This window comes from Streptomyces sp. SudanB5_2050, assembly GCF_964272335.1.
Lineage (GTDB): Bacteria > Actinomycetota > Actinomycetes > Streptomycetales > Streptomycetaceae > Streptomyces > Streptomyces rochei.
This window is the reverse complement of sequence record NZ_OZ186760.1, coordinates 4,303,830-4,326,745: the sequence shown is the minus strand read 5'-3', so window position 1 is coordinate 4,326,745 and position 22,916 is coordinate 4,303,830. Positions and strand designations below refer to the sequence as shown.

Sequence of the window (22,916 nt, the reverse complement as noted above, 5' to 3'; positions counted from 1 at the left end):
GTCCGGTGGAGTTCGACGTCACGATCGAGATCCCGAAGGGTTCGCGGAACAAGTACGAGGTGGACCACGAGACCGGTCGTATCCGCCTGGACCGCCGCCTGTTCACCTCGACCGCCTACCCGACCGACTACGGCTTCGTCGAGAACACCCTCGGCGAGGACGGCGACCCGCTGGACGCGCTGGTCATCCTGGACGAGCCGACGTTCCCGGGCTGCCTGATCCGCTGCCGCGCGATCGGCATGTTCCGGATGACGGACGAGGCCGGCGGCGACGACAAGCTGCTGTGCGTCCCGTCGACCGACCCGCGTGTGGAGCACCTGCGTGACATCCACCACGTCTCGGAGTTCGACCGTCTGGAGATCCAGCACTTCTTCGAGGTCTACAAGGACCTGGAGCCCGGCAAGTCCGTCGAGGGCGCCAACTGGGTCGGCCGCACCGACGCCGAGGCCGAGATCGAGCGCTCCTACAAGCGTTTCAAGGAGCAGGGCGGCCACTGAGCACGCCTCCTGAGTCCCGAACGTGAACGGGCCGCACGCGCACGCGTGCGGCCCGTTCACGTTTGGGTGCGCATACTGAGGGCTACAGGAGGGTGTGTCGTACGAGGGCTCAGGGAGCGTTGCGCAGGTGACGGAGGCGGAGGACCGCAAGCCGCAGTCGGACGAGGCGCGCAGTGCCTTCCGGCCGCCCAGCGGGGTCGCGGCGTCGATCGACGGTGAGTCGTCGACGACGTCCGAGTTCGAGATCCCGCAGGGCCTGGCGGTCCCCCGGAGCACCGGCTCGGAGTCCGAGACGACCTCGGAGTTCGCACTGCCCGAGGGGCTGGACGCGCCGACGGGGGCGCCCGCGGAGACCGAGGGTTCGGCGTTCAGCATGCCGAGCACGCACCACGCGTGGTCGCCGGCCGCCTTCACCCCGGCGAGCGGCTTCCCGGCGGTGAACCTGACGGACGTGCCCTGGCAGGACCGGATGCGCGCCATGCTGCGCATGCCGGTGGCCGACCGGCCCGCGCCCGAACCCTCCCAGAAGCACGACGACGACACCGGCCCCGCCGTGCCGCGCGTGCTCGACCTGACGCTGCGCATCGGGGAGCTGCTGCTGGCGGGCGGCGAGGGCGCCGAGGACGTGGAGGCGGCGATGTTCGCGGTCTGCCGCTCCTACGGCCTGGACCGCTGCGAGCCGAACGTCACCTTCACCCTGCTGTCGATCTCCCACCAGCCGTCCCTGGTCGAGGACCCGGTGACGGCCTCGCGGACGGTACGCCGCCGGGGCACCGACTACACCCGGCTCGCGGCCGTGTTCCATCTGGTGGACGACCTCAGCGACCCGGACACGCACATCTCCCTGGAGGAGGCGTACCGGCGCCTCGCGGAGATCCGCCGCAACCGGCATCCGTACCCCACCTGGGTGCTGACCACGGCCAGCGGCCTGCTGGCGGGCGCGGCGTCGGTGCTGGTCGGCGGCGGTCTGACGGTGTTCGTCGCGGCCATGCTGGGCTCGATGCTGGGCGACCGGCTCGCCTGGCTCTGCGCCGGGCGCGGGCTGCCGGAGTTCTACCAGTTCGCGGTGGCCGCCATGCCGCCGGCCGCGATGGGGATCGTGCTCACGCTGATCCACGTCGACGTGAAGGCGTCGGCGGTGATCACCGGTGGTCTCTTCGCGCTGCTGCCCGGGCGGGCGCTGGTCGCCGGGGTGCAGGACGGCCTGACCGGCTTCTACATCACCGCCGCGGCACGCCTGCTGGAGGTCATGTACTTCTTCGTCAGCATCGTCGCCGGGGTGCTGGTGGTGCTGTACTTCGGCGTCCAGCTGGGCGCCGAACTGAACCCGGACGCCCAGCTGGGCACCGGCGACGAGCCGCTCGTGCAGATCGGCGCGTCGATGCTGCTGTCGCTGGCCTTCGCGATCCTGCTCCAGCAGGAACGGTCCACCGTGCTGGCGGTGACCCTGAACGGGGGTGTCGCCTGGAGCGTGTACGGCGCCATGCACCTCGTCGGCGACATCTCGCCGGTGGCCTCCACGGCCGCCGCGGCGGGGCTGGTGGGGCTCTTCGGGCAGCTGATGTCCCGGTACCGGTTCGCGTCGGCGCTGCCGTACACGACCGCGGCGATCGGGCCGCTGCTGCCCGGTTCGGCGACGTACTTCGGCCTGCTGGCGATCGCGCAGAGCGAGGTCGACCGGGGGCTGGTGTACCTGTCGACGGCGGTGGCCCTCGCCATGGCCATCGCCATCGGGGTGAATCTCGGTGGGGAGATCTCGCGGCTCTTCCTGCGGGTGCCCGGCGCGGCGAGTGCGGCGGGCAGGCGGGCGGCCAAGCGGACGCGAGGGTTCTAGCGCCGGGCCGGCGAGCCGGGGTGGCTCAGTTCCCCTGGTTGTACGGGTACTGGCCGCCCTGCCGGCCGTAATCCTGCTGCGGGTACTGCGGGGCGTACGGCTCCTGGTACTGCGGGGGCTGCTGGTACTGCTGCGGCGACTGCGGCTGCGGCTGGTACTGCTGCGGCGACTGCGGCTGCGGCTGGTACTGCTGCGGCTGCTGGTACGGGTCCACCCTGCGGAGCTGGGTGGTGGCGTCGTCCATCACCGGGTACGAGGGCTGCGGCTGCTGGACCTGGGGCGCCGGGGGCCGGCCCGCCGGGGCCTGCTTCTTCTTCCTGCGCTCGCGCAGGTACTCGACGGCGATCGGGACGACCGAGACGACGACGATCAGGACGAGGATGGGCTCGACGTTGGTCCGGATGAACTCGATCTGGCCGAGCCAGTAGCCCGCCAGGGTGACGCCCGTGCCCCAGGCCACACCACCGATGACGTTGTACGTGAGGAAGGTGCGGTACTGCATGCGGCCGGCGCCCGCCACGATGGGGGCGAAGGTGCGCACGATCGGCACGAAGCGGGCCAGGACGATCGCCTTGGGCCCGTACTTCTCCATGAACTCGTGGGCCTTGTCCAGGTTCTCCTGTTTGAAGAGCTTGGAGTTCGGGCGGTTGAAGAGCTTGGGGCCGAGGAACTTCCCGATCATGTAGCCCACTTGGTCGCCGATGACGGCGGCCAGCACGATCAGGGTGCACACCAGCCACAGCGGCTGGCTGATGTACTCGCCCTGGGCGACGAAGAGCCCCGCGGTGAACAGCAGCGAGTCACCGGGCAGGAACGCGAAGAGTCCGGACTCGGCGAAGACGATGAGCAGGATGCCCGGCAGAGCGAACGTCTCGATCAGGTAGTCCGGGCTCAGCCACTCGGGGCCGAGCGCAAGCGTGGTCACGGGATTGTGGCTCCTGCTGCTGGGGGGCGGGCGGGACCTGGCTGCCCAAACGTACAACGCAGCCGTCGGGTTCCAGGTTCCAAGGGGTTCCTCGGGGTGCACTGTGCCCTCGCCCGGGGAAGCCTGAGAACCATGGGTATTGAAGAATACGGCGGCGGACAGGGGCCTCGACCCGAGGTGCTCGTCGTGACCACGAACGACCTGCCGGGCCACCGGGTGCAGGAGGTGCTCGGGGAGGTCTTCGGGCTGACCGTGCGCTCCCGGCACCTGGGGAGCCAGATCGGCGCCGGGCTGAAGTCACTGGTCGGCGGTGAGCTGCGCGGACTCACGAAGACGCTGGTGGAGACCCGGAACCAGGCGATGGAGCGGCTGGTCGAGCAGGCCCGTGCGCGCGGGGCCAACGCCGTGCTGGCGTTCCGCTTCGACGTGACGGAGGCGGCGGACGTGGGCACCGAGGTGTGCGCGTACGGGACGGCGGTGGTCGTGGCCCGGGAGTGAGACCCGGGCCACGACCACCGCTCAGGAGGTGTGCCGGACGGCGTTGGCGAGGATCGCGTCGCGCATGTAGGCGGCGAGCCCCGGCTTGGCGGCGTCGATGTTTCGCGTGAAACGTTCGTCCGAGACGTACATCTCGCCCAGGCACGTGTGCATCTCGTAGCCGCAGTCGTAGTGGTTGCGGGCGATGCCCTGCCGGTGGTCCTCGGCGACGTCCATGGCCGCCTCGGAGTCGGCGGGCTCGCCGGCCTCCATCAGGGCGACGAAGCGCCGGGTGAGGGCGTCGGCCTCGTCCTGGACGCGCTGCCAGTCCTCCTTGGTGTACGAGGCGGTCTTCTCCTTGGACTGGCGGTAGGCGTCGGTGTCGCCCCAGCGCTCCCGGACCTCCTCCTCGTACTGATCGGGGTCGAAGTCGCCGAAGACCTCGAACTTCTCCTCGGGCGTGAGGTTGATGCCCATGCTGCGTGCCTCCATGGCGTGCTCCACGGCCGCCGCCATCTTCTCCAGCTTCTCGATCCGGGCGGTCAGCAGCTCGTGCTGGCGTCGCAGGTGCGCACGCGGGTCCGCGTCCGGGTCGTCGAGCAGGACGGCGACCTCGTCGAGCGGGAAGCCCAGCTCCCGGTAGAACAGGATCTGCTGCAGCCGGTCGAGGTCGGCGTCGTTGTAGCGCCGGTGGCCCGCGCGGCTGCGCTCGCTGGGTACGAGCAGGCCGATGTCGTCGTAGTGGTGCAGGGTGCGCACCGTCACTCCGGCGAAGCCGGCCACCTGTCCCACGGAGTAGCTCACTTCCGCTCCCTTCTCTGACGCCCTCCACGCTGCCGCCTCACGCGACGTGAGGTGCAAGCCCGAGTGCGGGGGCCGGTACCCGGACCTACCGTCGACTGCATGCCACTGCACCAGGGCCCCCACGCGTCCCAGGACGACCATGACCGGCGGCGGCTCGCCGTCAACCCGTTCCACGGCGCGACCAATCCCCTCGGCGGCATGACCGAGGCCCCGCCCACGCACCGCCTCCCCGACGCCCCGCTGCCGCCCCAGACCGCGTACCGGCTGGTCCACGACGAGCTGATGCTGGACGGCAACGCGCGCCTCAACCTGGCCACCTTCGTCACCACCTGGATGGAGCCCCAGGCCGGGGTCCTGATGAGCGAGTGCCGCGACAAGAACATGATCGACAAGGACGAGTACCCGCGCACCGCCGAGCTGGAGCGGCGCTGTGTGGCGATGCTCGCCGATCTGTGGCACGCGCCGGACCCGTCGGCGGCCGTGGGCTGCTCGACGACCGGGTCGAGCGAGGCGTGCATGCTGGCCGGGATGGCGCTGAAGCGGCGCTGGGCGCTGCGCAACGCCGACCGGTACCCGGCGAAGGACGCCCGGCCCAATCTGGTGATGGGCGTCAACGTCCAGGTCTGCTGGGAGAAGTTCTGCAACTTCTGGGAGGTGGAGGCGCGGCAGGTCCCCATGGAGGGCGACCGCTTCCACCTCGACCCGCAGGCCGCCGCCGAGCTGTGCGACGAGAACACGATCGGGGTCGTCGGCATCCTCGGCTCCACCTTCGACGGGTCCTACGAGCCGATCGCCGACCTGTGCGCCGCCCTGGACGCCCTCCAGGACCGGACCGGCCTCGACGTCCCGGTGCACGTCGACGGGGCCTCCGGCGGCATGGTCGCGCCCTTCCTGGACGAGGACCTGGTGTGGGACTTCCGGCTGCCGCGGGTCGCCTCCATCAACACCTCGGGGCACAAGTACGGGCTCGTCTACCCGGGCGTCGGCTGGGCCCTGTGGCGGGACGCGGACGCGCTCCCCGAGGAGCTGGTCTTCCGGGTCAACTACCTGGGCGGCGACATGCCGACCTTCGCGCTGAACTTCTCCCGGCCCGGCGCGCAGGTGGTCGCGCAGTACTACACCTTCCTGCGGCTGGGCCGGGAGGGCTACCGGGCGGTGCAGCAGGCGTCGCGGGACATCGCGCGGGGGCTCGCCGAGCGGGTGGCGGCGCTCGGCGACTTCCGGCTGCTGACCCGCGGCGACCAGCTGCCGGTGTTCGCGTTCACCACGGCGGACGACGTGACGGCGTACGACGTGTTCGACGTCTCACGGCGGTTGCGGGAGGGCGGCTGGCTGGTGCCCGCGTACACCTTCCCGCCGCACCGCCAGGACCTGTCCGTGCTGCGTGTGGTGTGCCGCAACGGCTTCTCGGCCGACATGGCGGACCTGCTGGTCCAGGAGCTGGAGCGGCTGCTGCCGGAGCTGCGCCGGCAGCCGCACCCGCTGACCCGGGACAAGGGCGCGGCCACCGGTTTCCACCACTGAGGCCGCGATCACCGGCTCAGCCGGGCGAAGCGGCGCACCGCCAGCGGGAAGAACACCGCCAGGATGACCAGCGGCCACACCACCGCCGCCCCCACGTGGCCGCTCTCGCCGCCGGGGCTGCCGAACAGGTCGCGCACGGCGGTGGCGGTCTGGGACATCGGGTTCCACTGGACGAGCGTGCCCAGCCAGCCCGGCATCGCCTCGGGGGCGGCGAAGGCGTTGGAGAGGAAGCCGACCGGCCAGACCAGGATCTGCACCGCCTGCACCATCTCCGGCTTCCCGGCGACCAGCGCCAGGTGGATGCCGACCCACAGCATCGCGAACCGGAAGAGCAGGAGCAGGCCCACCGCGCCCAGGAAGGCACCGGCGCTCCCGTGCGCCCGCCAGCCGAGCGCGTACCCGACGGCGAGCAGGACCGCGAGGCCGAGCACCGACTGGAGCATGTCGGCGGCCGAGCGACCCACCAGTACCGCGCCGTTGGTCATGGGCAGCGAGCGGAAGCGGTCGACGACGCCCCTCTCCAGGTCACGGGTGACGGCGACCATGGTGCCCTCCAGGCCGAAGGCCATGGTGAGGGCCAGCATTCCGGGGATCAGGTAGTCGAGGTAGTCCCCGCTCACCCCCCGGCCGCCGCCGACCAGGTAGCCGAACATCAGCAGCATCATGACCGGGAAGGCCAGATTGACGGCCACCGCGACCGGCTGCCGCGCCCAGCGGGCCAGCTCGCGGCGGGTCATGGTCCAGGAGTCGGTCAGGGCGTAGGACGCGGCGTGCGCGGTGTCGCTCATACGGCCTCCTCGGCGCGGTCGGTGAGGTGCAGGAAGACCTCGTCCAGGGTCGGGCGGCGCAGCGCCACGTCCTCGGCCTCCAGACCGGCCTCCTCCAGTGCCCGTACGACACCGGAGAGCGCCGCCATCCGGTCGGTGACCGGCGCGCTGAGCAGCCGGCGGTCGGCGTCGACGCGGGCGCCGGTGAGCGGCAGCAGGGCGAGGGCGGCGCCGAGCTGACCGGCGTCGCGCAGGACGACGTCGACGCGGTCGCCGCCGGTGGCGGCCTTCAGCTCGTCCGCCGTGCCGTCGGCGACGACCCGGCCGGCGTCCACGACCGAGATGCGGTCGGCGAGCTGGTCGGCCTCCTCCAGGTACTGGGTGGTGAGCAGGACCGTGGTGCCGCCGCCGACCAGGGTGCGGACGGAGGACCACACCTCGGCGCGGCCCCGCGGGTCGAGGCCGGTGGTCGGTTCGTCCAGGAAGAGCACCTCCGGTTCGGTGATGAGGGACGCGGCCAGGTCCAGCCGGCGCCGCATGCCTCCGCTGTAGGCGCTGACCGGTTTGCGGCCGGTGTCGGCGAGTCCGAAGCGGGCCAGGAGTTCGTCGGCCCGCGCGCGTGCCCGCCGGGCGCCCAGGTGGTGCAGGCGGCCGAACATCTCCAGGTTCTGCCGGCCGCCCAGTTCCTCGTCGAGCGCCGCGTGCTGGCCGAGCAGGCCGATGCGCTGCCGTACGTCGTACGCCCGGGTGACGACGTCGTGGCCGGCCACCTCGACGCGGCCCGCGTCCGGGCGGAGCAGGGTGGACAGGACGCGGACCAGGGTGGTCTTGCCCGCGCCGTTCGGCCCCAGCACGCCGTGCACCGTGCCCCGCGCGACCGTGAGGTCGAGTCCGTCCAGCGCGTGTTTGTCGCCGTACCTCTTGCGTGCTCCTTCGACGGTGATCGCCGCGTCGGTCACTGAGACTCCCCAATTAGTCAAACTTGACTACCAGCGAAGGAGCGTATGCCCGTCGACTCGATTAGTCAAACTTGATTAGCTGAGGGATTCCTCAGCCGCGGTCCCCGGGGTGGGGCTCACCCGTTCCGAAGGGGTTCTCCTCGCCCTCGCCCAGGACGCCGACGAACGGCTCCCCCTCCCCCGCGAAGGTGTACGCACCGCCCCGGATGCGCTCGACCAGCTCCCGGGTCCACTGCGCGCCGGTGTCGGCGGAGTGCACCCAGAAGTTCATGATCTCGCCGATGTGGCCGAGCTGCCCGGGGCCCTCCTCGGGCGTGTAGTACTCGGTGACGGACCTGCGCCACTTCTCGATGGCACGGATCCGCTCCTCCAGGAGGCCGAGCACCTCCTCGCGCCCGAGGTCGACCATGAGGCCGAGCCCGGCGGAGAGCACGTCGGGCTTCTGGTCGTACGCGGTCAGGGACTCCCGCAGCAGCGTGAAGTACTCCTCGGTGCCCTGCTCGGTGATCTCGTACTCGGTGCGCGGCGGGCCGCCGGCGGGCGACGGGGCGATCTCGTGCGCGAGCAGCAGGCCCTGCTTGGCCATCTGCTTGAGCGCGTGGTAGATCGAGCCGGGCTTGGCGTTGGACCACTCGTGCGCGCCCCAGTACTCCAGGTCGTTGCGCACCTGGTAGCCGTGGGCCCGCCCGTGCTGGCGGACCGCGCCGAGCACCAGGAGTCGGATCACTGACATGGGACCAGCCTAGGCCGACCCGGGATCGGGACTAGAACGGGAACCCGCTGCGCCCGTGCTGCACCGAGATCCACTTCTGGGTGGTGAAGGCGTCCAGCATGGTGTCGCCGTTGAGGCGGCCGATGCCGGAGTGCTTCTCGCCGCCGAAGGGCACGATCGGCTCGTCGTGCACGGTGCCGTCGTTCACGTGGAACATGCCGGTGTCGATCCGCTTGGCGAAGCCGACGCCGCGCTCGACGTCCCCGGTGTGCACGGCGCCGCTGAGCCCGTACGGGGTGTCGTTGACCAGGCGCACGGCCTCCTCCTCGCCGTCGAAGGTGACAAGGAAGACGACCGGACCGAAGACCTCCTGCCGGAGCAGGGCGGAGTCGGCGGGCAGGCCGGTGAGGACCGACGGCTCGACCAGATTGTCCGTGACCGAGCCGCGGACCAGGGCGGTGGCGCCCTCGGCCAGGGCCTGCTCGACGACGCCCGAGAGGGCGTCCGCCTGCGAGGAGTTGATCACCGGGCCGATGACCGTCGACGGGTCGCGGGGGTCGCCCGCCTTGAGGCCGGCGACCTTGGCGACGAACTTCTCGGTGAACTCGTCGGCGACCGCCCGGTCGACCAGGACGCGGTTGGCCGCCATGCAGACCTGCCCCTGGTGCACGAACCGGCTGAAGACGGCGGCGTCGACCGCGTAGTCGACGTCGGCGTCGTCGAGGACCACCAGCGCGCTGTTGCCGCCGAGTTCCAGTACCGAGCGCTTGAAGTTCGCCGCGCAGACGGTGGCCACGTGGCGGCCGACCTTGTCCGAGCCGGTGAAGGAGATGACCTTGGGGACGGGGTGCTCCAGGAAGGCGTCGCCGATCTCCGCGATGTCGGTGACGACCACGTTCAGCAGGCCGCCCGGCAGCCCGGCGTCCTCGAAGAGCTTCGCCACCAGGGTGCCGCCCACGATCGGCGTGTTCTGGTGCGGCTTGAGGACGACGCCGTTGCCGAGGGCGAGGGCCGGGGCGACGGACTTCAGGGAGAGGAGGAAGGGGAAGTTGAAGGGGCTGATGACGCCCACGACACCGACCGGCACCCGGTAGACGCGGTTCTCCTTGCCGTCGACCGGCGAGGGGATGATCCGGCCCTCGGGGGCCAGCGCCAGGTGGACGGCCTCGCGCAGGAACTCCTTGGCGAGGTGCAGTTCGAAGGCGGCCTTCAGGCGGGTGCCGCCCAGCTCGGCGACGATCGCCTCACTGATCTCGGCCTCGCGCTCCTCCACCAGGCGCAGCACCTTCTCGAACACCGCGCGGCGGGCGTACGGGTTGGTCGCCGCCCACTGCTTCTGCGCGCGCTCGGCGGACCGGTAGGCGGCGTCGACCTCGTCGACCGTGGCTATGGTGATCGAGGCCAGCTTCTCGTTGTCGTACGGGTTGAAGTCGATGATGTCCCAGGAGCCGGTGCCCGGGCGCCACTCGCCGTCGATGTACTGCTGGGCGAGGTCGGTGAAGTACGACGACATGTGATCCCTCAATCCCCATAGCTGCCGCCGGCCGCCACATCCGCGAGCCGACGGCCTGATTGAGCGTCATCGTACTGACGTTTCAGGAGAGTTGGAGAAGCCCGCGCAGAAGGTCCCGGCTCTCGTCCGGGCCGGGGCTGTCGTGCTGGAGTTCCTTCAGCGCGGTCTCGTACTGGGTGACGTCCTCGCGCTTGTCCAGGTACAGGGCGCTGGTCAGCTGCTCCAGGTAGACGACGTCGGAGAGGTCGGACTCCGGGAAGCTGAGGATCGTGAACGCGCCACTCTCGCCGGAGTGCCCGCCGAAGCCGAACGGCATCACCTGGAGGCGGATGTTGGGGCGTTCGGACATCTCGATGAGGTGCTGGAGCTGTCCGCGCATCACCGCGCGGTCGCCGTAGGGGCGGCGCAGCGCGGCCTCGTCGAGGACGATGTGGAACTCGGGCGCGTTCTCGGCGACGAGGTGCTTCTGCCGCTCCAGGCGCAGCGCCACCCGCCGCTCGACGTCCGCCTCGCCGGCGCCCTTCATGCCGCGCCGGACGACCGCGCGGGCGTACTCCTCGGTCTGCAGCAGTCCGTGCACGAACTGCACCTCGTAGACCCGGAGCAGGGAGGCGGCGCCCTCCAGGCCCACATAGGTGGGGAACCAGCTGGGCAGCACGTCGGAGTAACTGTGCCACCAGCCCGCGACGTTGGCCTCCTTGGCGAGGGAGAGCAGCGAGGCGCGCTCCTGCTCGTCCGTGATGCCGTACAGCGTCAGCAGGTCCTCGACGTCCCTGGTCTTGAAGCTCACCCGGCCCAACTCCATCCGGCTGATCTTCGATTCGGAGGCGCGGATCGAGTAGCCCGCCGCCTCTCGCGTGATCCCCCGCGTCTCACGCAGTCGCCTGAGTTGTGATCCGAGCAGCATGCGCCGCACCACCGATCCGGGCTCTCCCGCGCTCACGTTCGCCAGCCTCCCCAACCGTCTTCAGGGGCCGAAGTCTGCCACTAAAACACTTCGAGCAGTACTCGTCCGGTTACGGAAACGGAATCGAGCCAAAGGAAACGCACAGGATCATGCACGGGACCGCTCGGAACCGGCCGCCGAGGGAGGTGAAGAGGAGGCGAAGAGGGCGGAAAAATTGACCAACAAGCGGTACGGGCAGGTCCATTTCGGTCACGTGCACGTGCATCTGCCCTTGCATCTGCGGTACGCATCCGAAACCATGGTCCCGCACCACCGCGCCGCATCGCTACGGACCGCGAATTTCGGGAGTGCCTCGCATGGGGACGAATGGATCGACCATGCTCGAGCCGTTACGGCAGGGCCTTCCGCCACTCGACCCCGCGGCCGTCTCCAACGCCGCCTCCTGCGCCCTGCCGCCGAGATTCGAGGCGGTGCGCGAGGCCCGGGGGTTCACCCGCAGGACGCTCGACGGGTGGGACATGGGCGACCGCTTCGACGACGTCTGTCTGGTGGTCTCCGAACTCGTCACCAACGCCCTGCGTCACGCGCTGCCCGCCTGCACCCCGCGTACCGGGGAGCACAACGGCCCCGTCCGGCTGCACCTGATGCGCTGGCCCGAGCGGCTGGTGTGCGCGGTGCGCGACCCCAGCCACGACAGCCCGGTGGCCCGCGACACCGACGACTTCTCGGCGGAGTCGGGCCGGGGACTGTTCCTCGTCGACTCCTTCAGCGACAGCTGGGGATGGCACCCGCTCGCCGGGACGCTCGACGGCAAGGTGGTGTGGGCGCTGTTCCGGCTGCCGCAGCCCGGCGCGTGACGCGCCCCGGCGCCTTCGCGCGCCGCGGGTCTACGCGTGTCAGCCGGCGACCAGGTGGTCGAACTCGCCGTCCTTGACGCCCAGCAGCATGGCCTCGATCTCGGCACGGGTGTAGACGAGCGCCGGGCCGTCGGGGAAGCGGGAGTTGCGCACCGCCACCGCGCCGTCGGGCAGCCGCGCGAACTCCACGCAGGAGCCCTGCGAGTTGCTGTGCCGGCTCTTCTGCCAGGCCACGTCGTGCAACTGCGTGGCGGCCATGCCGTTGTACACGCCGGGGGCGTCGTCAGCGGCGTACACGTCGTACACGTCGTGGTCCACAGGTCGCTCCCCGGTGGTGCACTGGCTGATGTGGCCATTGATGCAGTGGTCAACTGATCCGGATCATAACCTTGTTCACGTGCAGATGCATGAGCAAATGCACGTGCACGCGCGGTGGTCCCGCGGTTACAGCGACGACCGCTTTACCGAGTCCTGCATTCTTTGACGCCCGCTCCGGCGAACTCGTTCCCCCGTATGCCCCCGAATCAGATGAACATGCAACAACATTCAACAGCGCCGGGGGCCCGCTCGGTCGAGCGGGCCCCCGGGTCCCGGCGCCGGTGGACGGCCGGCGGCGCGGGTCAGCGCGTGGAGTACGGCAGCAGCGCCATCTCCCGCGCGTTCTTGATCGCCCTGGCCAGCTGCCGCTGCTGCTGGGAGGTCACCCGGGTGACGCGGCGGCTGCGGATCTTGCCGCGGTCGGAGATGAACTTCCGCAGCAGCTCGGTGTCCTTGTAGTCGATGTACGTCACTCCGGCCTGGTCCAGCGGGTTGGGCCGCTGCTTGGCGGGCTTGCGGTCGTTCTTGCGGGGCATGGGGGTCAGACCTCCAGGAGGGTGTCGAAGGCGGACGGCAGGCGCTCCCAGGCGGCCCGGCCCGCGGCGTACTCGGCGTCGGTCAGCAGGCAGGACTCCAGGAGCCGTTCCAGGCCGTCGCGGTCGAGGCCGGGCGAGGTGAAGACCAGGTGCTGACAGCGGTCGCCGTGTTCGGGGTGCCAGTCCAGCGCGGCGGCGGCGCGGCGCACCGGCGGGACCATCTCCCACGCGGCGTCGGGCAGTGAGGCGAGCCAGGGCCCCGCGCTCTCGACGCACAGCGCTCCCCCGGCGGCGTCCCAGTGCAGCAGCGTGTCCGCCTTGTCGGCGAGCCAGAACCGGCCGCGGCTGCGGGCCGCCGCGCAGGTCAGGTCCTCCAGCGCCGCGTAGAGCCGCTCCGGGTGGAAGGGCCGGCGGCTGTGCCACACCAGGGTGGCGACGCCGTGCGCGTCGGCCTCGGCCGGCAGCAGGGCGCAGGCCGGGTGCTGGGCGGCGGCCGCGGCCTCCACATCGAAGCCCGCCCGCGCCGCCCGCGCCAGCGGGGAGGAGCCCGCCGGGTCGCCGTGGCCGATCGGGACCCGGCGGGCCGTCGGGTGGAGCTGGGCCAGCAGCTCGCGGTCCTCGTCGTCGGCCTCCGGGGAGTCGGCGAGGGCGAGGACGGGGGCGTACTCCAGCTGGCGCGCGAAGGTGTCCGCGACGGTGCGCTGGTCGGTGGCAGCGGCGGCGAGGCCGCCCTCGGCGAGGTCGTCGCCGTTGCCGAGGTACGGCAGCACCAGGGCCGGGTCGACGGCGGTGATCACGCCGGTGACGGTGAAGCCGCCGGCGGTCACCACCTCCGCCATGGCCTTGGGCTCGACGGAGTCCCACAGCTCGACGACGGCCAGCGGGGTGCCCCCGGCCCGGGCGAGCCGCTCCAGCTCGGGGACGAGGTCCTCGCGCAGGGCGCAGCAGGCGCAGTCGTTGACCAGGGGCGCCTCACCGGAGGAGAGGACGCCGGTGGCGTCGCGCACGGTCCGCACGACCGTGCCCGCCGCGGCCGTGGCGAGGTCGTGGTGGAGGACGACGCTGCCGGGCACATCGGCGAGGAGCCGGGCCACGGCCGCCCTGCGCGCGTCGGCGTGCAGACCGCCGACGATCACCACGGGCAGGTCCGGGCGCCCGTGCCCGCTCACGCCCCGCCCCGCTTCCCGTACCGGCGCTCGAAGCGCTCCACGCGGCCGGCGGTGTCCAGGACGCGGGCGGTGCCGGTGTAGAAGGGGTGGCTGACGTTCGAGATCTCCACGTCGACGACCGGGTAGGTGTTGCCGTCCTCCCACTCGATCGTGCGCTCGCTCGTCATGGTCGAGCGGGTGAGGAAGGCGTAGTCGGCGGCGCGGTCACGGAAGACGACCGGGCGGTAGGCGGGGTGGATGCCCTTGCGCATGACGGATCAGCGCTCCTCTCGGAAGTCGACGTGCCGGCCGGCGACCGGGTCGTACTTGCGCAGGACCAGCCGGTCCGGGTCGTTGCGGCGGTTCTTGCGGGTGACGTAGGTGAAACCGGTCCCGGCGGTGGACCGGAGTTTGATGACCGGGCGGAGTTCGTTGCGTGCCATGGCTGCTATCTTACTGAAAATGAATTCCATTAACAGCTAGGGGTCGTCCGACCCGAAGGAGAGGTACGTCACCGTGTCCGCCCACTGCATGCTGACCGGCGCCCGGCCCGGTTTCGGCAACCGCATCTCGCACTCCCACCGGCGGACCTCCCGCCGCTTCGACCCCAACGTCCAGACCAAGCGCTACTGGCTGCCGAGCGAGAACCGGCACGTCCGGCTGCGGCTGAGCACGAAGGGGATCAAGACCGTCGACGCGATCGGCGTCGAGGCGGCCGTGGCGCGCATCCGTGCCCGGGGAGTGAGGATCTGATGGCGAAGAAGAGCAAGATCGCGAAGAACGAGCAGCGCCGGCTCGTCGTCGCCCGGTACGCCGCGCGCCGGGCCGAGCTGAAGGAGATCGTCCGCCGGCCGTCCTCCACGGAGGCCGAACGGCTCGCCGCCCAGCGGGAACTGCGCAGGCAGCCGCGCGACGCCAGCCCCACGCGGGTGCGCAACCGCGATCAGGTCGACGGACGGCCCCGCGGTTACCTGCGCACCTTCGGACTGTCCCGGGTGAACCTGCGCGAGCAGGCACACGCCGGTCATCTTCCCGGAGTGCGCAAGGCGTCCTGGTAGCTTGCGGCTGACTCGGGGCCGAACGGCCGTCCGGCAACAGCTTGGAGCTTCCGGTGACATGGGTGACTGTGGACAGTACGGCGAGCACGGCGAACGCGACGAGCCCGGCCGAGGGCGGGGCCGCGAACCCGCCCGGGGGCGCCCGGCGCCGGCGGGGGCGGCCGGGACGGCGCCCGGCGCGGGCCGTGGCGGTCGCCGTCGGGCTGGTGGGCGCGCTGGCGCTGACCGCGTGCACCGACGGCGGTGACTCGGACGACGGCGGCTCCGGCGGCTCCGGCGGCGACAAGGCGTCGGCGGCCCCCAGCGCCTCCGCGAGCGCGGAGACCGGCGGCGCCACGGGCGGATCACCCTCCGCCGCCGGGGAGCTGGAGGGCAGCTGGCTCGCCACCGCCGACGGCCAGGCGGTCGCCCTGATGGTCACCGGCGACAAGGCCGCCCTCTTCGCCACCGGCGGGACCGTGTGCAGCGGCACCGCCGACGACGTCTCCGGCACCCGGACGATCCGCCTGAAGTGCACCGCCGGCGGGGACGACCGGGCGACCGGCACCGTCGAGTCGGTCGACGACACCACGCTCAGGGTGACGTGGGAGGGCGGCGTCGGCGAGGAGACGTACACCAGGTCCGAGGGCGGTTCGCTGCCGCCCGGGCTGCCGACCGAGGGGCTCGGCTCCTGATCGGCGCCCGCACCCCGGGGCGGGCTACCGCAGCGGCCGCCGGCGTTCGACGCGGGCGTCGTCGGCCGCGCGGGTGCCCTCCGTCCAGCCCGCCGCGTCGGAGGCACCGCGCAGCCGGGTCGTGGTGGTCTGCGGGAACAGGCGCTCCAGCCGGTCGGTGACCGCGACCTGCCGGGAGGCCAGCACCGGCAGGAGGTCCACCCCCGCCGCCGCACCGCCCTCGGCGGTGGCCGCCTCGGCCGCCGCCCGGAGCCGGGTGCCCGCGCGGTGCGCGTACGCGGCGAGGAACGACTGACGGAAGGTCTTGGTCCGCTTGCGGCCGCCGGCCCGCTGCGCCGCCTCCGCCTTCGCCATCGCGGTCTCGGCCTGCACCAGCAGCGAGGTGTAGAGGAGTTCGACCGCCTCCAGGTCGCCCTCGAAGCCGACGACGGTGGAGAACCCCAAGGGCTCGTTCCACACCGCGCGGCAGTGGTTGGCGTCGGCCACCGCGTCCAGCAGCACCGCCTTGGCCTGCTCGTAGGGCGGCTCCACGCCGATCCGGCAGGCCCCCGGCGCGTCGGGCGAGGGGGCGCCGGCCGCCAGCAGCGCCTCGTCGACGCTGTGCCGGGCCATCAGCTCCTGCGCCTTGGCGCTCAGCGCCTCCGCCTCCTGCGGGTACCCGGTCGCCTCCGCCTTGGCGAGCAGCGCCCGGATGCGGGCGAGGGCACGGGACTCCGGCCGCGCCTCGCCGCGGGGCGTCCCCGGCTCCAGCGGTTCGAGCACGGGCAGCCGCAGCAGCAGGCGGTACAGCTCCAGTACGGCGGTGGCGTGCGAGAACCGGTCGGTGCGGGGCGATGCCTGCTCGGGTACGGCGTCGAGCTGGGCCGCCCAGCGGGGACCGCGCGGTCGGTCACCGGGCGCCTGGGCCCGGATGAGCGCCGCCACCAGCCGCACGTGCGCCTCGTCCAGCTCACGCCGCACGATCCGCACCAGGTCGGCGGGCTGCCAGCCGCGCCGCCAGGCGGTCGCGACGAACTCCTCGCCCCGCCGGGCCAGTTCCGCGTCCGCCGCCGGGTCGGCCGCCAGCAGCGAGGCGGCGGTGTCGAGGGCGGTGTCGTCGGTGTCGTACAGGGCGGTCTCGAAGGCACGGTCGACGGTGCGGGGCGTACTCACCCGGCGATGGTGCCACGGCCGCCGGAATCCCGTGGCACTGTCAACCATCGGTTGACAGCCCTGTGGGCGCAACCTACGGTTGACACATGACGACGAACCCGAGCATCACGTCCTCCGTACGTCTCGACGAACTCATCACCGCGATCAAGAAGGTGCACGCGGAGCCGCTCGAACAGCTCCAGGACGCCGTCCTCGCCGGTGAGCACCTCGGTGAGGTGGCCGACCACCTCATCGGCCACTTCGTGGACCAGGCCCGGCGTTCGGGCGCGTCCTGGACGGACATCGGCAAGAGCATGGGCGTCACCCGTCAGGCGGCGCAGAAGCGGTTCGTGCCGAAGGAGTCCGCCGACCTGGACGCGAGCCAGGGCTTCAGCCGCTACACGCCCCGGGCGCGCAACGTCGTGATGGCCGCCCACAACGCGGCCAAGACCGCCGGCAACGCCGAGGGGCTGCCCGAGCACCTCGTCCTCGGCCTGCTCACGGAGAACGAGAGCCTCTCCGCCAAGGCGATCGCCGCGCAGGGCGTGACCCCGGACGCGGTCCGGGAGGCCGCGCTCGCCGCGCTCCCGGCCGCGAGCACCGAGGTCCCCGAGCTGGTGCCCTACGGCCCCGCCGCCAAGAAGGTCCTCGAACTCACCTTCCGCGAGGCCCTGCGCCTCGGTCACAACTACATCGGCACCGAGCACATCCTGCTCGCCCTGCTGGAGCACGAACACGGCGAGGGCGTGCTCAGCGGGCTCGGACTCGACAAGGAGGCCACCGAGCGGTTCGTCACCGAGGCACTGAAGCAGTTCATCGCGGTGACCGAGGAGACGGAGACCGGTCAGCGGGAGGAGTGAGGGGGGTCTGGGCGGGTGCCGGTGCCGGTGCCGGTCAGGGTTTCGGCTGCGGTCGCGGTGCCGGTCGCGGTCCCGGTCGCCTCACGGCGAGGGGCCGTTGTCAGTCCCGGCTGCGACACTCGCGACATGGCCGACCGGTGGGCACTCGCCGTGGCCGAGGACGGTGGCGTGGAGGTCGCCCCCCTCGGCCCCGACGGGATGCCCGTGGGACCGGTGCGGCGGGAGCCGGGCCCGGCGGAGGCCGTCCGCGCCCGGCCGGACGTCTCGCGCTGGGTGTGGCGGTCCACCGCCGAGGTCTGTCCGCGCCTGCTCGCCGCGGGGGTGCGAGTGGAGCGGTGCTACGACGTGGAGGTCGCCGAGACCCTCCTGCTGGGCCATGAGGGCCACCACGGGCAGCCGCGCTCGGCCGCGGCCGCCCTGGCCCGGCTGCGGGGCGACCCGGTGCCGCCCGACCCGCCGCAGCGCTCGGCCGAGCCCGGCGCGCAGTCCCCGCTCTTCGAGCCCCAGGCGGTCCACCTGCCCCTGGCAGACCTGCTCTCCGTCTACGCCGAGCAGCAGCGCAGACACGAGCGGTCGGCGCACCCCGACCGGATGCGGCTGCTCACGGCCGCCGAGTCGGCGGGCACACTCGTGGCCGCCGAGATGAACCACGCGGGGCTGCCCTGGCGCGCCGACGTGCACCGCGAGGTCCTGCACGACCTGCTCGGCGAGCGGTACGCGGGCGGCGGCGAGCCGCGCCGCCTGGCCGAGCTGGCCGAGGAGGTCTCCGCCGCCTTCGGGCACCGGGTGCGGCCGGACCTGCCCGGGGACGTCATCAAGGCGTTCGCGCGGGCCGGGATCAAGGTCGCCTCCACCCGCCGGTGGGAGATCGAGTCCGTCGACCATCCCGCCGTGAAGCCGCTGATCGAGTACAAGAGGCTGTACCGGATCTGGGTCGCCCACGGCTGGTCCTGGCTCCAGGACTGGGTGCGCGAGGGACGCTTCCGCCCCGAGTTCCTGGCCGGCGGCACCGTCACCGGGCGCTGGGTGACCAACGGCGGGGGCGGCCTCCAGATCCCCAAGGTGATCCGGCGGGCGGTCGTCGCCGATCCGGGCTGGGTCCTGGTCGTGGCCGACGCCGACCAGATGGAGCCGCGCGTGCTGGCGGCGATCTCCCGGGACCCCGGCCTGATGGAGGTGGCCGGCCGGGAGACCGACCTCTACCAGTCCGTCTCCGACCGTGCCTTCTCCGGTGACCGCGCCCAGGCCAAGCTCGCCGTGCTCGGCGCGGTGTACGGGCAGACCTCCGGCGACGGCCTGAAGAACCTCGCCGCGCTCAGACGCCGCTTCCCCCGAGCGGTGGCGTACGTCGACGACGCGGCCCGCGCCGGCGAGGAGGGACGGCTGGTGCGGACCTGGCTGGGGCGCACCTGTCCGCCGGCCGCCGGGGCGTCCGACGAGCCCGCCGAGGAGGCCGGCATCCCCCAGGAGGAGCTGCCGGACGCCCCCGGGTCGCAGTCGCAGTCGCGGTCGCAGGAGTGGGTGCCCGGATACGCCTCCACCAACGCCCGGGCCCGGGGCCGCTTCGCCCGCAACTTCGTGGTCCAGGGCAGCGCCGCCGACTGGGCCCTGCTGATGCTCGCCGCGCTGCGGCGGGCGTGCGCCGACAAGGCGGCGGAGCTGGTGTTCTTCCAGCACGACGAGGTGATCGTGCACTGCCCCCGGCAGGAGGCGGACGCCGTGGTCGCGGCGATCCGGGAGGCCGCGGAGCTGGCGGGGCGGCTCACGTTCGGCCCGACGCCGGTGCGGTTTCCGTTCACCACGGCGGTGGTGGAGTGCTACGCGGACGCCAAGTGAGCGAGCGGGGGGGACGGGAGGAGGAAGCGGGGTCAAGGGCTGCGGCGAGCGCGGGACGGGAGGAGGAAACGGGACCAAGGGCTGCAAGGAGCTGGGGGAAGGGCCCGGGAGACGGCCGGGGGCTCAGCTCCGCGGCGCCTCGGCCAGCAGTTCCCGCAGCTCCGCCACCACCGACCGCGCGTCCGTCCCGTCCAGCGCGGCCAGCGCCGACCGCCACCGTTCGTACGCCTCCCGGCCCTGCCCCCGCTCCCGCAGCAGCAGCCCCTGCTGGTGGCGGGCGAGGCCACCGGTGTAGCGGTCGGCGCGGGCGTCCGCCCGGCGCAGCAGTTCCTCGCACTCCTCCACGGCCCGTTCCACCCCGCCCAGCGTGCGCAGGGCCCGGACGAGGCCGAGCCGGCTCTGGGACTCGCCGTGCCAGTCGCCGTGACCGCCGAGGATGCGCAGGCTCTCCTCGAAGTGGCCCACGGCGGCCGCGGGTTCGCCGAGGGTGAGGTGCGCGTAGCCGATGTTGCAGTGCGCCGAGTGCCGCACGATCACGTCACCGATCTCGTCCCCGATGGCCAGCGAGCGCCGGTGCTGCTCGATGGCGGCGCGCGGGTCGGTGTGCTCGTAGAGGTTGCCGAGGTGCTGGTGGGTGATCGCCTCGCCCCAGGGGTCGTTCAGCTGCTGGGAGTAGGCGAGGCTCTGACGCAGCGCCTCGGCCGACTCCTCGAGCCTGCCGAGGTTCTCCAGGAGCAACCCGCGGTTGTTCAGGCAGCGGCGGATGCGGGGGACGGCGCCGAGCTTCCGCCAGACCGCGAGCGAACGGTCGTTGAGGGCCAGCGCCTCGCCCAGCCGGCGGAACATGAAGTGCCCGCCCGCCAGGTCGCCCAGCGCGTACGCCTCGGCGGCCGCGTCACCGTGCCGCTCCGCGAGGGCGAGGGCGGCCTTGCCCATCACCTCCATCTCGGCGACCCGGCCGCTGCGCTGGGCGTAGGGGAAGAGGAGACGGAGGAGGACGGCGAGGTGGCGGGTGCACCCCTCGTCGCCGGCGCAGTGGCGCTCGGTGAGCGCGATCACGTTCTCCAGTTCCAGGTCGCCCCAGGCGAAGGCGTCCTCGGGGCGTGTGAAGGGCGGGACGGAGGCGACCTCCGCGGCGTGCCCGGGCGGCTGCGCGGCGGTGGGGCGGCGGCGGTCGTCCTGGTCGATGCCGGGTTCGACGATCGCGGTGAGGACGCGCTCGGCGACGGCGGCGTACCAGCGCACGGCGGTCCGCGCCACGCCGTGCGCGTCGACGTCACCGCGCGCGATCTCCCGGGCGAACTCGCGCACCAGGTCGTGGGGGGCGTAGCGGCCGTACGCGGTCTCCTCCAGCAGGGCCACGTCCACGAGGCGGTCGAGGGCGGCCTCGGCGCGGCGCTCGTCGGTACCGAGCAGGCGGGCCAGGAGCGGGACGCCGTACGCGGGCAGGTCGAGGGCCCCGATGCGGCGCAGGGCGAGGGCCGCGTCCCGGTCGGCCTCGCGGTCGGAGGCGGCGAGAGCGTCGTGGGCGACGGCCAGCGGGCGGCGCACGCTCAGGTCGTCGTACTCGAGGTGGTTCAGCCGCCCCTCGGTGGCAGCCAGTTGACCGGCGAGCACATCGGGGGTGAGGGCACGGCGGGCGGCCAGCCGGGCGGCAACCACGCGCAGGGCCAGGGGCAGGCGGCCGGTCAGCTCGACGAGGGGGTGGTCGGCGTCCAGCCCGTCCAGACCGTCGGGGGCGCGGGAGGCACCCGGTGTGCCGGGGGCGCCGGTCGGGGCGGCGTGGCCGCTCGTGCCGTCGCGTCCGGAGGCCGCGCGCAGCAGTGCCGCGCTCTCCGCGCCGGTCAGCGGGGTGAGCGGGAAGCGGCGGGCCCCGTCGAGGGCGGCGAGCGGGGACCGGCTGGTGACGATCACCGCGCAGCCGGCACCGGCCGGCAGCAGCGGACGCACCTGCGCGGCGTTCTCCGCGTCGTCCAGGAGCAGCAGCGTGCGCGTCGGCGCGAGCAACGACCTCAGCAGCGCGGCCGCCGCGTCGGGCCGTTCGGGGATGAGACGCGGTTCGGCACCGACGTCGCGCAGCAGGGCGGTGAGTGCCTGTTCCGGGGTCAGCGGGGGCATGCCCGGGGTGGCGCCGTGCAGGTTGAGGTAGAGCTGGCCGTCGGGGAAACGTTCCTTCACCCGGTGTGCGACGTGGAGCGCGAGGGCGCTCTTGCCGACGCCCGCCATCCCGCTGACGACGGCGACACTCGGCTGCGGGCCGGGGGTGAGTGCCCGGGCCAGGGCGTCGCGCACGACGGTACGGCCGGTGAAGTAGGGCGGCGAGGGCGGAAGTTGGGCGGGACGGGGCGGCGCCACGGGGCGGACCGGCGTCGACTCCGGTCCCGATTCCGTTCCCGATTCCGGTTCCGACCCCGGTTCCGGCTCGGGGCGGGAGTCCGAGGCGGTCGCCGCCGGGAGGGCGCCGGTCTCCGGAGGGGTTCCGGTCTCCGGGTCGCGTCCGAGGGCGCCCCCGTTCTCCGGCTCCGGCGGGAGGCCGGTGACGTCACCGCGCCCGGCCGCGGCACCACGGGACGCCGCGTCGTCCTCACGTACGGCGTCGTCGACACCCACGGCTCCGCCGGCTGGGGCCGCCCGGTCCGCGGTCCCCCGCGAACCGCCCCGTTCGGGAGCGGCGGACGCCCCCGCTCCCCGCAACACCTCGACGTGCGCCTCCCGCACGGCGGGGCCCGGTTCGATGCCGAGTTCCTCGGCGAGGCGGGCGCGCAGGTCGCGGTGGACGGCCAGCGCCTCGGCCCGCCGCCCGGTGCGGTGCAGCGCCAGCATCAGCTGACGGTGGTACGCCTCCCGCAGCGGGTACTCGGCCGCCAGCGCCGCGAGTTCCGGTACGAGGCTCTCCACCCGTGCGCCGCCCAGCGCCAGTTCGGCGTCGTGGCACCACTCGGTGAGCAGCAGCCGCGTCTCCTCCAGCCGTTGGGCGAACGCGTACCCGCCCACCCCGTCCGGCAGCCCGGCCAGCGGCGCCCCACGCCACAGCGCCAGCCCGTCCGAGGCCGCGCCGACGACCCGGGCCCAGTCACCGGCGGCGTACGCGACACGCGCCGCGGCCGCCCGGGCCTCGAAGAGGTGCACGTCCACCTCGCCCTCCGCGACCCGCAGGAGGTACCCGGACGGCACGGTGCGCAGCCGGTCGGGCTCACCGATCAGCCGGCGCAGCCGGGTGACGTGATTGTGCAGCGAGGCCCGCGCGGACGGGGGCGGGGACCCGTCCCACAACGCGTCCCGCAAGGCACCGACGGAGACCGGCCGCCCCGCCTCCAGCAGCAGCGCGGCGAGCAGGGCGCGCGTCTTCGGACTCGCAACGGCAACGGCCTCGGACCGGGCGTCGTACAGAACCGGTGGTCCCAGCAACCCGAACCGCAGGCGGTCTCGCTCCACTCCGCCCAACCACCTTCCGCACGGCGGCCCTCCAACGGAAAACCGTTGGCCTCATGTTAGCGATCCGTTGGCCGGAGCTGATGTGATCACAACATCGGATCTGGCCCGGGGGTGCGCGCGTGCAACGCGTTGCTCGGGGGAGTG

24 protein-coding genes are annotated in these 22,916 nt (G+C 72.7%); 10 read left to right on the top strand and 14 right to left on the bottom strand.

Annotated features, from left to right (window positions below):
- Nucleotides 1-5 precede the first annotated feature (5 nt).
- Together ACFZP7_RS19280 and ACFZP7_RS19275 are read left to right on the top strand one after the other, a co-directional pair.
- Nucleotides 6-497 carry an inorganic diphosphatase gene (locus ACFZP7_RS19280; protein WP_029394330.1) on the top strand — a complete coding sequence of 164 codons (492 nt, stop codon included), beginning with the start codon at nt 6-8 and terminating at the stop codon, nt 495-497.
- A 127-nt stretch (nt 498-624) separates the two neighbouring features.
- Nucleotides 625-2,331 (top strand): threonine/serine exporter ThrE family protein, encoded by a 1,707-nt coding sequence (locus ACFZP7_RS19275; RefSeq protein WP_019329868.1) that lies wholly within the window; start codon nt 625-627, stop codon nt 2,329-2,331.
- A gap of 25 nt (nt 2,332-2,356) precedes the next feature.
- Here ACFZP7_RS19275 and ACFZP7_RS19270 read toward each other — a convergent pair whose 3' ends face one another.
- The gene (locus ACFZP7_RS19270) at nt 2,357-3,256 is read right to left on the bottom strand and encodes a VTT domain-containing protein (protein WP_164285058.1); all 900 of its coding nucleotides are present in this window, start codon (nt 3,254-3,256) and stop codon (nt 2,357-2,359) included.
- A 132-nt stretch (nt 3,257-3,388) separates the two neighbouring features.
- Here ACFZP7_RS19270 and ACFZP7_RS19265 point away from each other — a divergent pair, with 132 nt between their 5' ends.
- The gene (locus ACFZP7_RS19265) at nt 3,389-3,754 is read left to right on the top strand and encodes a YbjQ family protein (protein WP_029394329.1); all 366 of its coding nucleotides are present in this window, start codon (nt 3,389-3,391) and stop codon (nt 3,752-3,754) included.
- Nucleotides 3,755-3,775: 21 nt separating this feature from the next.
- Here the strand turns inward: ACFZP7_RS19265 and ACFZP7_RS19260 are convergent, their stop codons facing one another.
- A complete protein-coding gene (locus tag ACFZP7_RS19260; protein WP_019329865.1) occupies nt 3,776-4,537 on the bottom strand; it encodes a MerR family transcriptional regulator in 762 nt (253 codons plus the stop codon).
- A 99-nt stretch (nt 4,538-4,636) separates the two neighbouring features.
- Here ACFZP7_RS19260 and ACFZP7_RS19255 point away from each other — a divergent pair, with 99 nt between their 5' ends.
- Nucleotides 4,637-6,061, top strand: a complete 1,425-nt coding sequence (locus tag ACFZP7_RS19255; RefSeq protein ID WP_385634953.1) for a glutamate decarboxylase — start codon at nt 4,637-4,639, stop codon at nt 6,059-6,061.
- A gap of 8 nt (nt 6,062-6,069) precedes the next feature.
- Here the strand turns inward: ACFZP7_RS19255 and ACFZP7_RS19250 are convergent, their stop codons facing one another.
- From ACFZP7_RS19250 to ACFZP7_RS19230, 5 genes are all read right to left on the bottom strand, one after another.
- The gene (locus tag ACFZP7_RS19250) at nt 6,070-6,849 is read right to left on the bottom strand and encodes an ABC transporter permease (protein WP_031019126.1); all 780 of its coding nucleotides are present in this window, start codon (nt 6,847-6,849) and stop codon (nt 6,070-6,072) included.
- Complete coding sequence (locus ACFZP7_RS19245) at nt 6,846-7,787, bottom strand: daunorubicin resistance protein DrrA family ABC transporter ATP-binding protein (protein WP_046249461.1); 942 nt, start codon at nt 7,785-7,787, stop codon at nt 6,846-6,848. Before ACFZP7_RS19245 ends, ACFZP7_RS19250 begins: the two co-directional genes overlap by 4 nt.
- Nucleotides 7,788-7,878: 91 nt before the next feature.
- Nucleotides 7,879-8,520, bottom strand: coding sequence for a PadR family transcriptional regulator (locus tag ACFZP7_RS19240; protein ID WP_031019120.1), 642 nt, complete (start codon nt 8,518-8,520; stop codon nt 7,879-7,881).
- Nucleotides 8,521-8,551: 31 nt separating this feature from the next.
- Nucleotides 8,552-10,012, bottom strand: a complete 1,461-nt coding sequence (locus ACFZP7_RS19235; protein ID WP_385634951.1) for an aldehyde dehydrogenase family protein — start codon at nt 10,010-10,012, stop codon at nt 8,552-8,554.
- 82 nt (nt 10,013-10,094) lie between these two features.
- On the bottom strand, nt 10,095-10,919 hold the full coding sequence (locus ACFZP7_RS19230; RefSeq protein WP_046249465.1) for a helix-turn-helix transcriptional regulator: 825 nt from the start codon (nt 10,917-10,919) through the stop codon (nt 10,095-10,097).
- 356 nt (nt 10,920-11,275) lie between these two features.
- Here ACFZP7_RS19230 and ACFZP7_RS19225 point away from each other — a divergent pair, with 356 nt between their 5' ends.
- Nucleotides 11,276-11,776 carry an ATP-binding protein gene (locus tag ACFZP7_RS19225; protein WP_162602210.1) on the top strand — a complete coding sequence of 167 codons (501 nt, stop codon included), beginning with the start codon at nt 11,276-11,278 and terminating at the stop codon, nt 11,774-11,776.
- Between the two features lie 39 nt (nt 11,777-11,815).
- Here ACFZP7_RS19225 and ACFZP7_RS19220 read toward each other — a convergent pair whose 3' ends face one another.
- The 5 genes from ACFZP7_RS19220 to rpmG all read right to left on the bottom strand — a co-directional run bounded on the left by ACFZP7_RS19220 (nt 11,816) and on the right by rpmG (nt 14,221).
- On the bottom strand, nt 11,816-12,094 hold the full coding sequence (locus ACFZP7_RS19220; RefSeq protein ID WP_019329856.1) for a DUF397 domain-containing protein: 279 nt from the start codon (nt 12,092-12,094) through the stop codon (nt 11,816-11,818).
- A gap of 302 nt (nt 12,095-12,396) precedes the next feature.
- Nucleotides 12,397-12,630, bottom strand: coding sequence for a 30S ribosomal protein S18 (rpsR, locus tag ACFZP7_RS19215; RefSeq protein ID WP_019329855.1), 234 nt, complete (start codon nt 12,628-12,630; stop codon nt 12,397-12,399).
- A 5-nt stretch (nt 12,631-12,635) separates the two neighbouring features.
- Nucleotides 12,636-13,799, bottom strand: a complete 1,164-nt coding sequence (locus tag ACFZP7_RS19210) for a GTP-binding protein (protein WP_062130632.1) — start codon at nt 13,797-13,799, stop codon at nt 12,636-12,638.
- Nucleotides 13,796-14,050, bottom strand: a complete 255-nt coding sequence (locus ACFZP7_RS19205; protein WP_019329853.1) for a type B 50S ribosomal protein L31 — start codon at nt 14,048-14,050, stop codon at nt 13,796-13,798. Before ACFZP7_RS19205 ends, ACFZP7_RS19210 begins: the two co-directional genes overlap by 4 nt.
- A gap of 6 nt (nt 14,051-14,056) precedes the next feature.
- Nucleotides 14,057-14,221 carry a 50S ribosomal protein L33 gene (gene rpmG, locus ACFZP7_RS19200; protein WP_019329852.1) on the bottom strand — a complete coding sequence of 55 codons (165 nt, stop codon included), beginning with the start codon at nt 14,219-14,221 and terminating at the stop codon, nt 14,057-14,059.
- Between the two features lie 73 nt (nt 14,222-14,294).
- On the opposite strand from rpmG, the gene rpmB reads away from it, so the two are divergent.
- Genes rpmB through ACFZP7_RS19185 form a run of 3 tightly spaced genes read left to right on the top strand, consistent with a single transcriptional unit; the run spans nt 14,295 to nt 15,510 of the window.
- Nucleotides 14,295-14,531, top strand: coding sequence for a 50S ribosomal protein L28 (gene rpmB / locus ACFZP7_RS19195; protein WP_019329851.1), 237 nt, complete (start codon nt 14,295-14,297; stop codon nt 14,529-14,531).
- Entirely contained in the window at nt 14,531-14,836 is a 306-nt protein-coding gene (rpsN, locus tag ACFZP7_RS19190; RefSeq protein ID WP_019329850.1) for a 30S ribosomal protein S14, read from the top strand. Before rpmB ends, rpsN begins: the two co-directional genes overlap by 1 nt.
- Before the next feature lie 53 nt (nt 14,837-14,889).
- Nucleotides 14,890-15,510 carry a hypothetical protein gene (locus tag ACFZP7_RS19185; RefSeq protein WP_385634948.1) on the top strand — a complete coding sequence of 207 codons (621 nt, stop codon included), beginning with the start codon at nt 14,890-14,892 and terminating at the stop codon, nt 15,508-15,510.
- Between the two features lie 24 nt (nt 15,511-15,534).
- On the opposite strand, the gene ACFZP7_RS19180 is transcribed toward ACFZP7_RS19185, so the two are convergent.
- Complete coding sequence (locus ACFZP7_RS19180; protein WP_385634946.1) at nt 15,535-16,662, bottom strand: DUF2786 domain-containing protein; 1,128 nt, start codon at nt 16,660-16,662, stop codon at nt 15,535-15,537.
- A gap of 86 nt (nt 16,663-16,748) precedes the next feature.
- On the opposite strand from ACFZP7_RS19180, the gene ACFZP7_RS19175 reads away from it, so the two are divergent.
- Both ACFZP7_RS19175 and ACFZP7_RS19170 read left to right on the top strand, forming a co-directional pair.
- On the top strand, nt 16,749-17,501 hold the full coding sequence (locus tag ACFZP7_RS19175) for a Clp protease N-terminal domain-containing protein (RefSeq protein ID WP_385634944.1): 753 nt from the start codon (nt 16,749-16,751) through the stop codon (nt 17,499-17,501).
- 126 nt (nt 17,502-17,627) lie between these two features.
- Nucleotides 17,628-19,337 carry a bifunctional 3'-5' exonuclease/DNA polymerase gene (locus tag ACFZP7_RS19170; RefSeq protein WP_385634943.1) on the top strand — a complete coding sequence of 570 codons (1,710 nt, stop codon included), beginning with the start codon at nt 17,628-17,630 and terminating at the stop codon, nt 19,335-19,337.
- A gap of 123 nt (nt 19,338-19,460) precedes the next feature.
- Here ACFZP7_RS19170 and ACFZP7_RS19165 read toward each other — a convergent pair whose 3' ends face one another.
- A complete protein-coding gene (locus ACFZP7_RS19165; RefSeq protein ID WP_385634941.1) occupies nt 19,461-22,781 on the bottom strand; it encodes a BTAD domain-containing putative transcriptional regulator in 3,321 nt (1,106 codons plus the stop codon).
- Between the last annotated feature and the right edge of the window lie 135 nt (nt 22,782-22,916).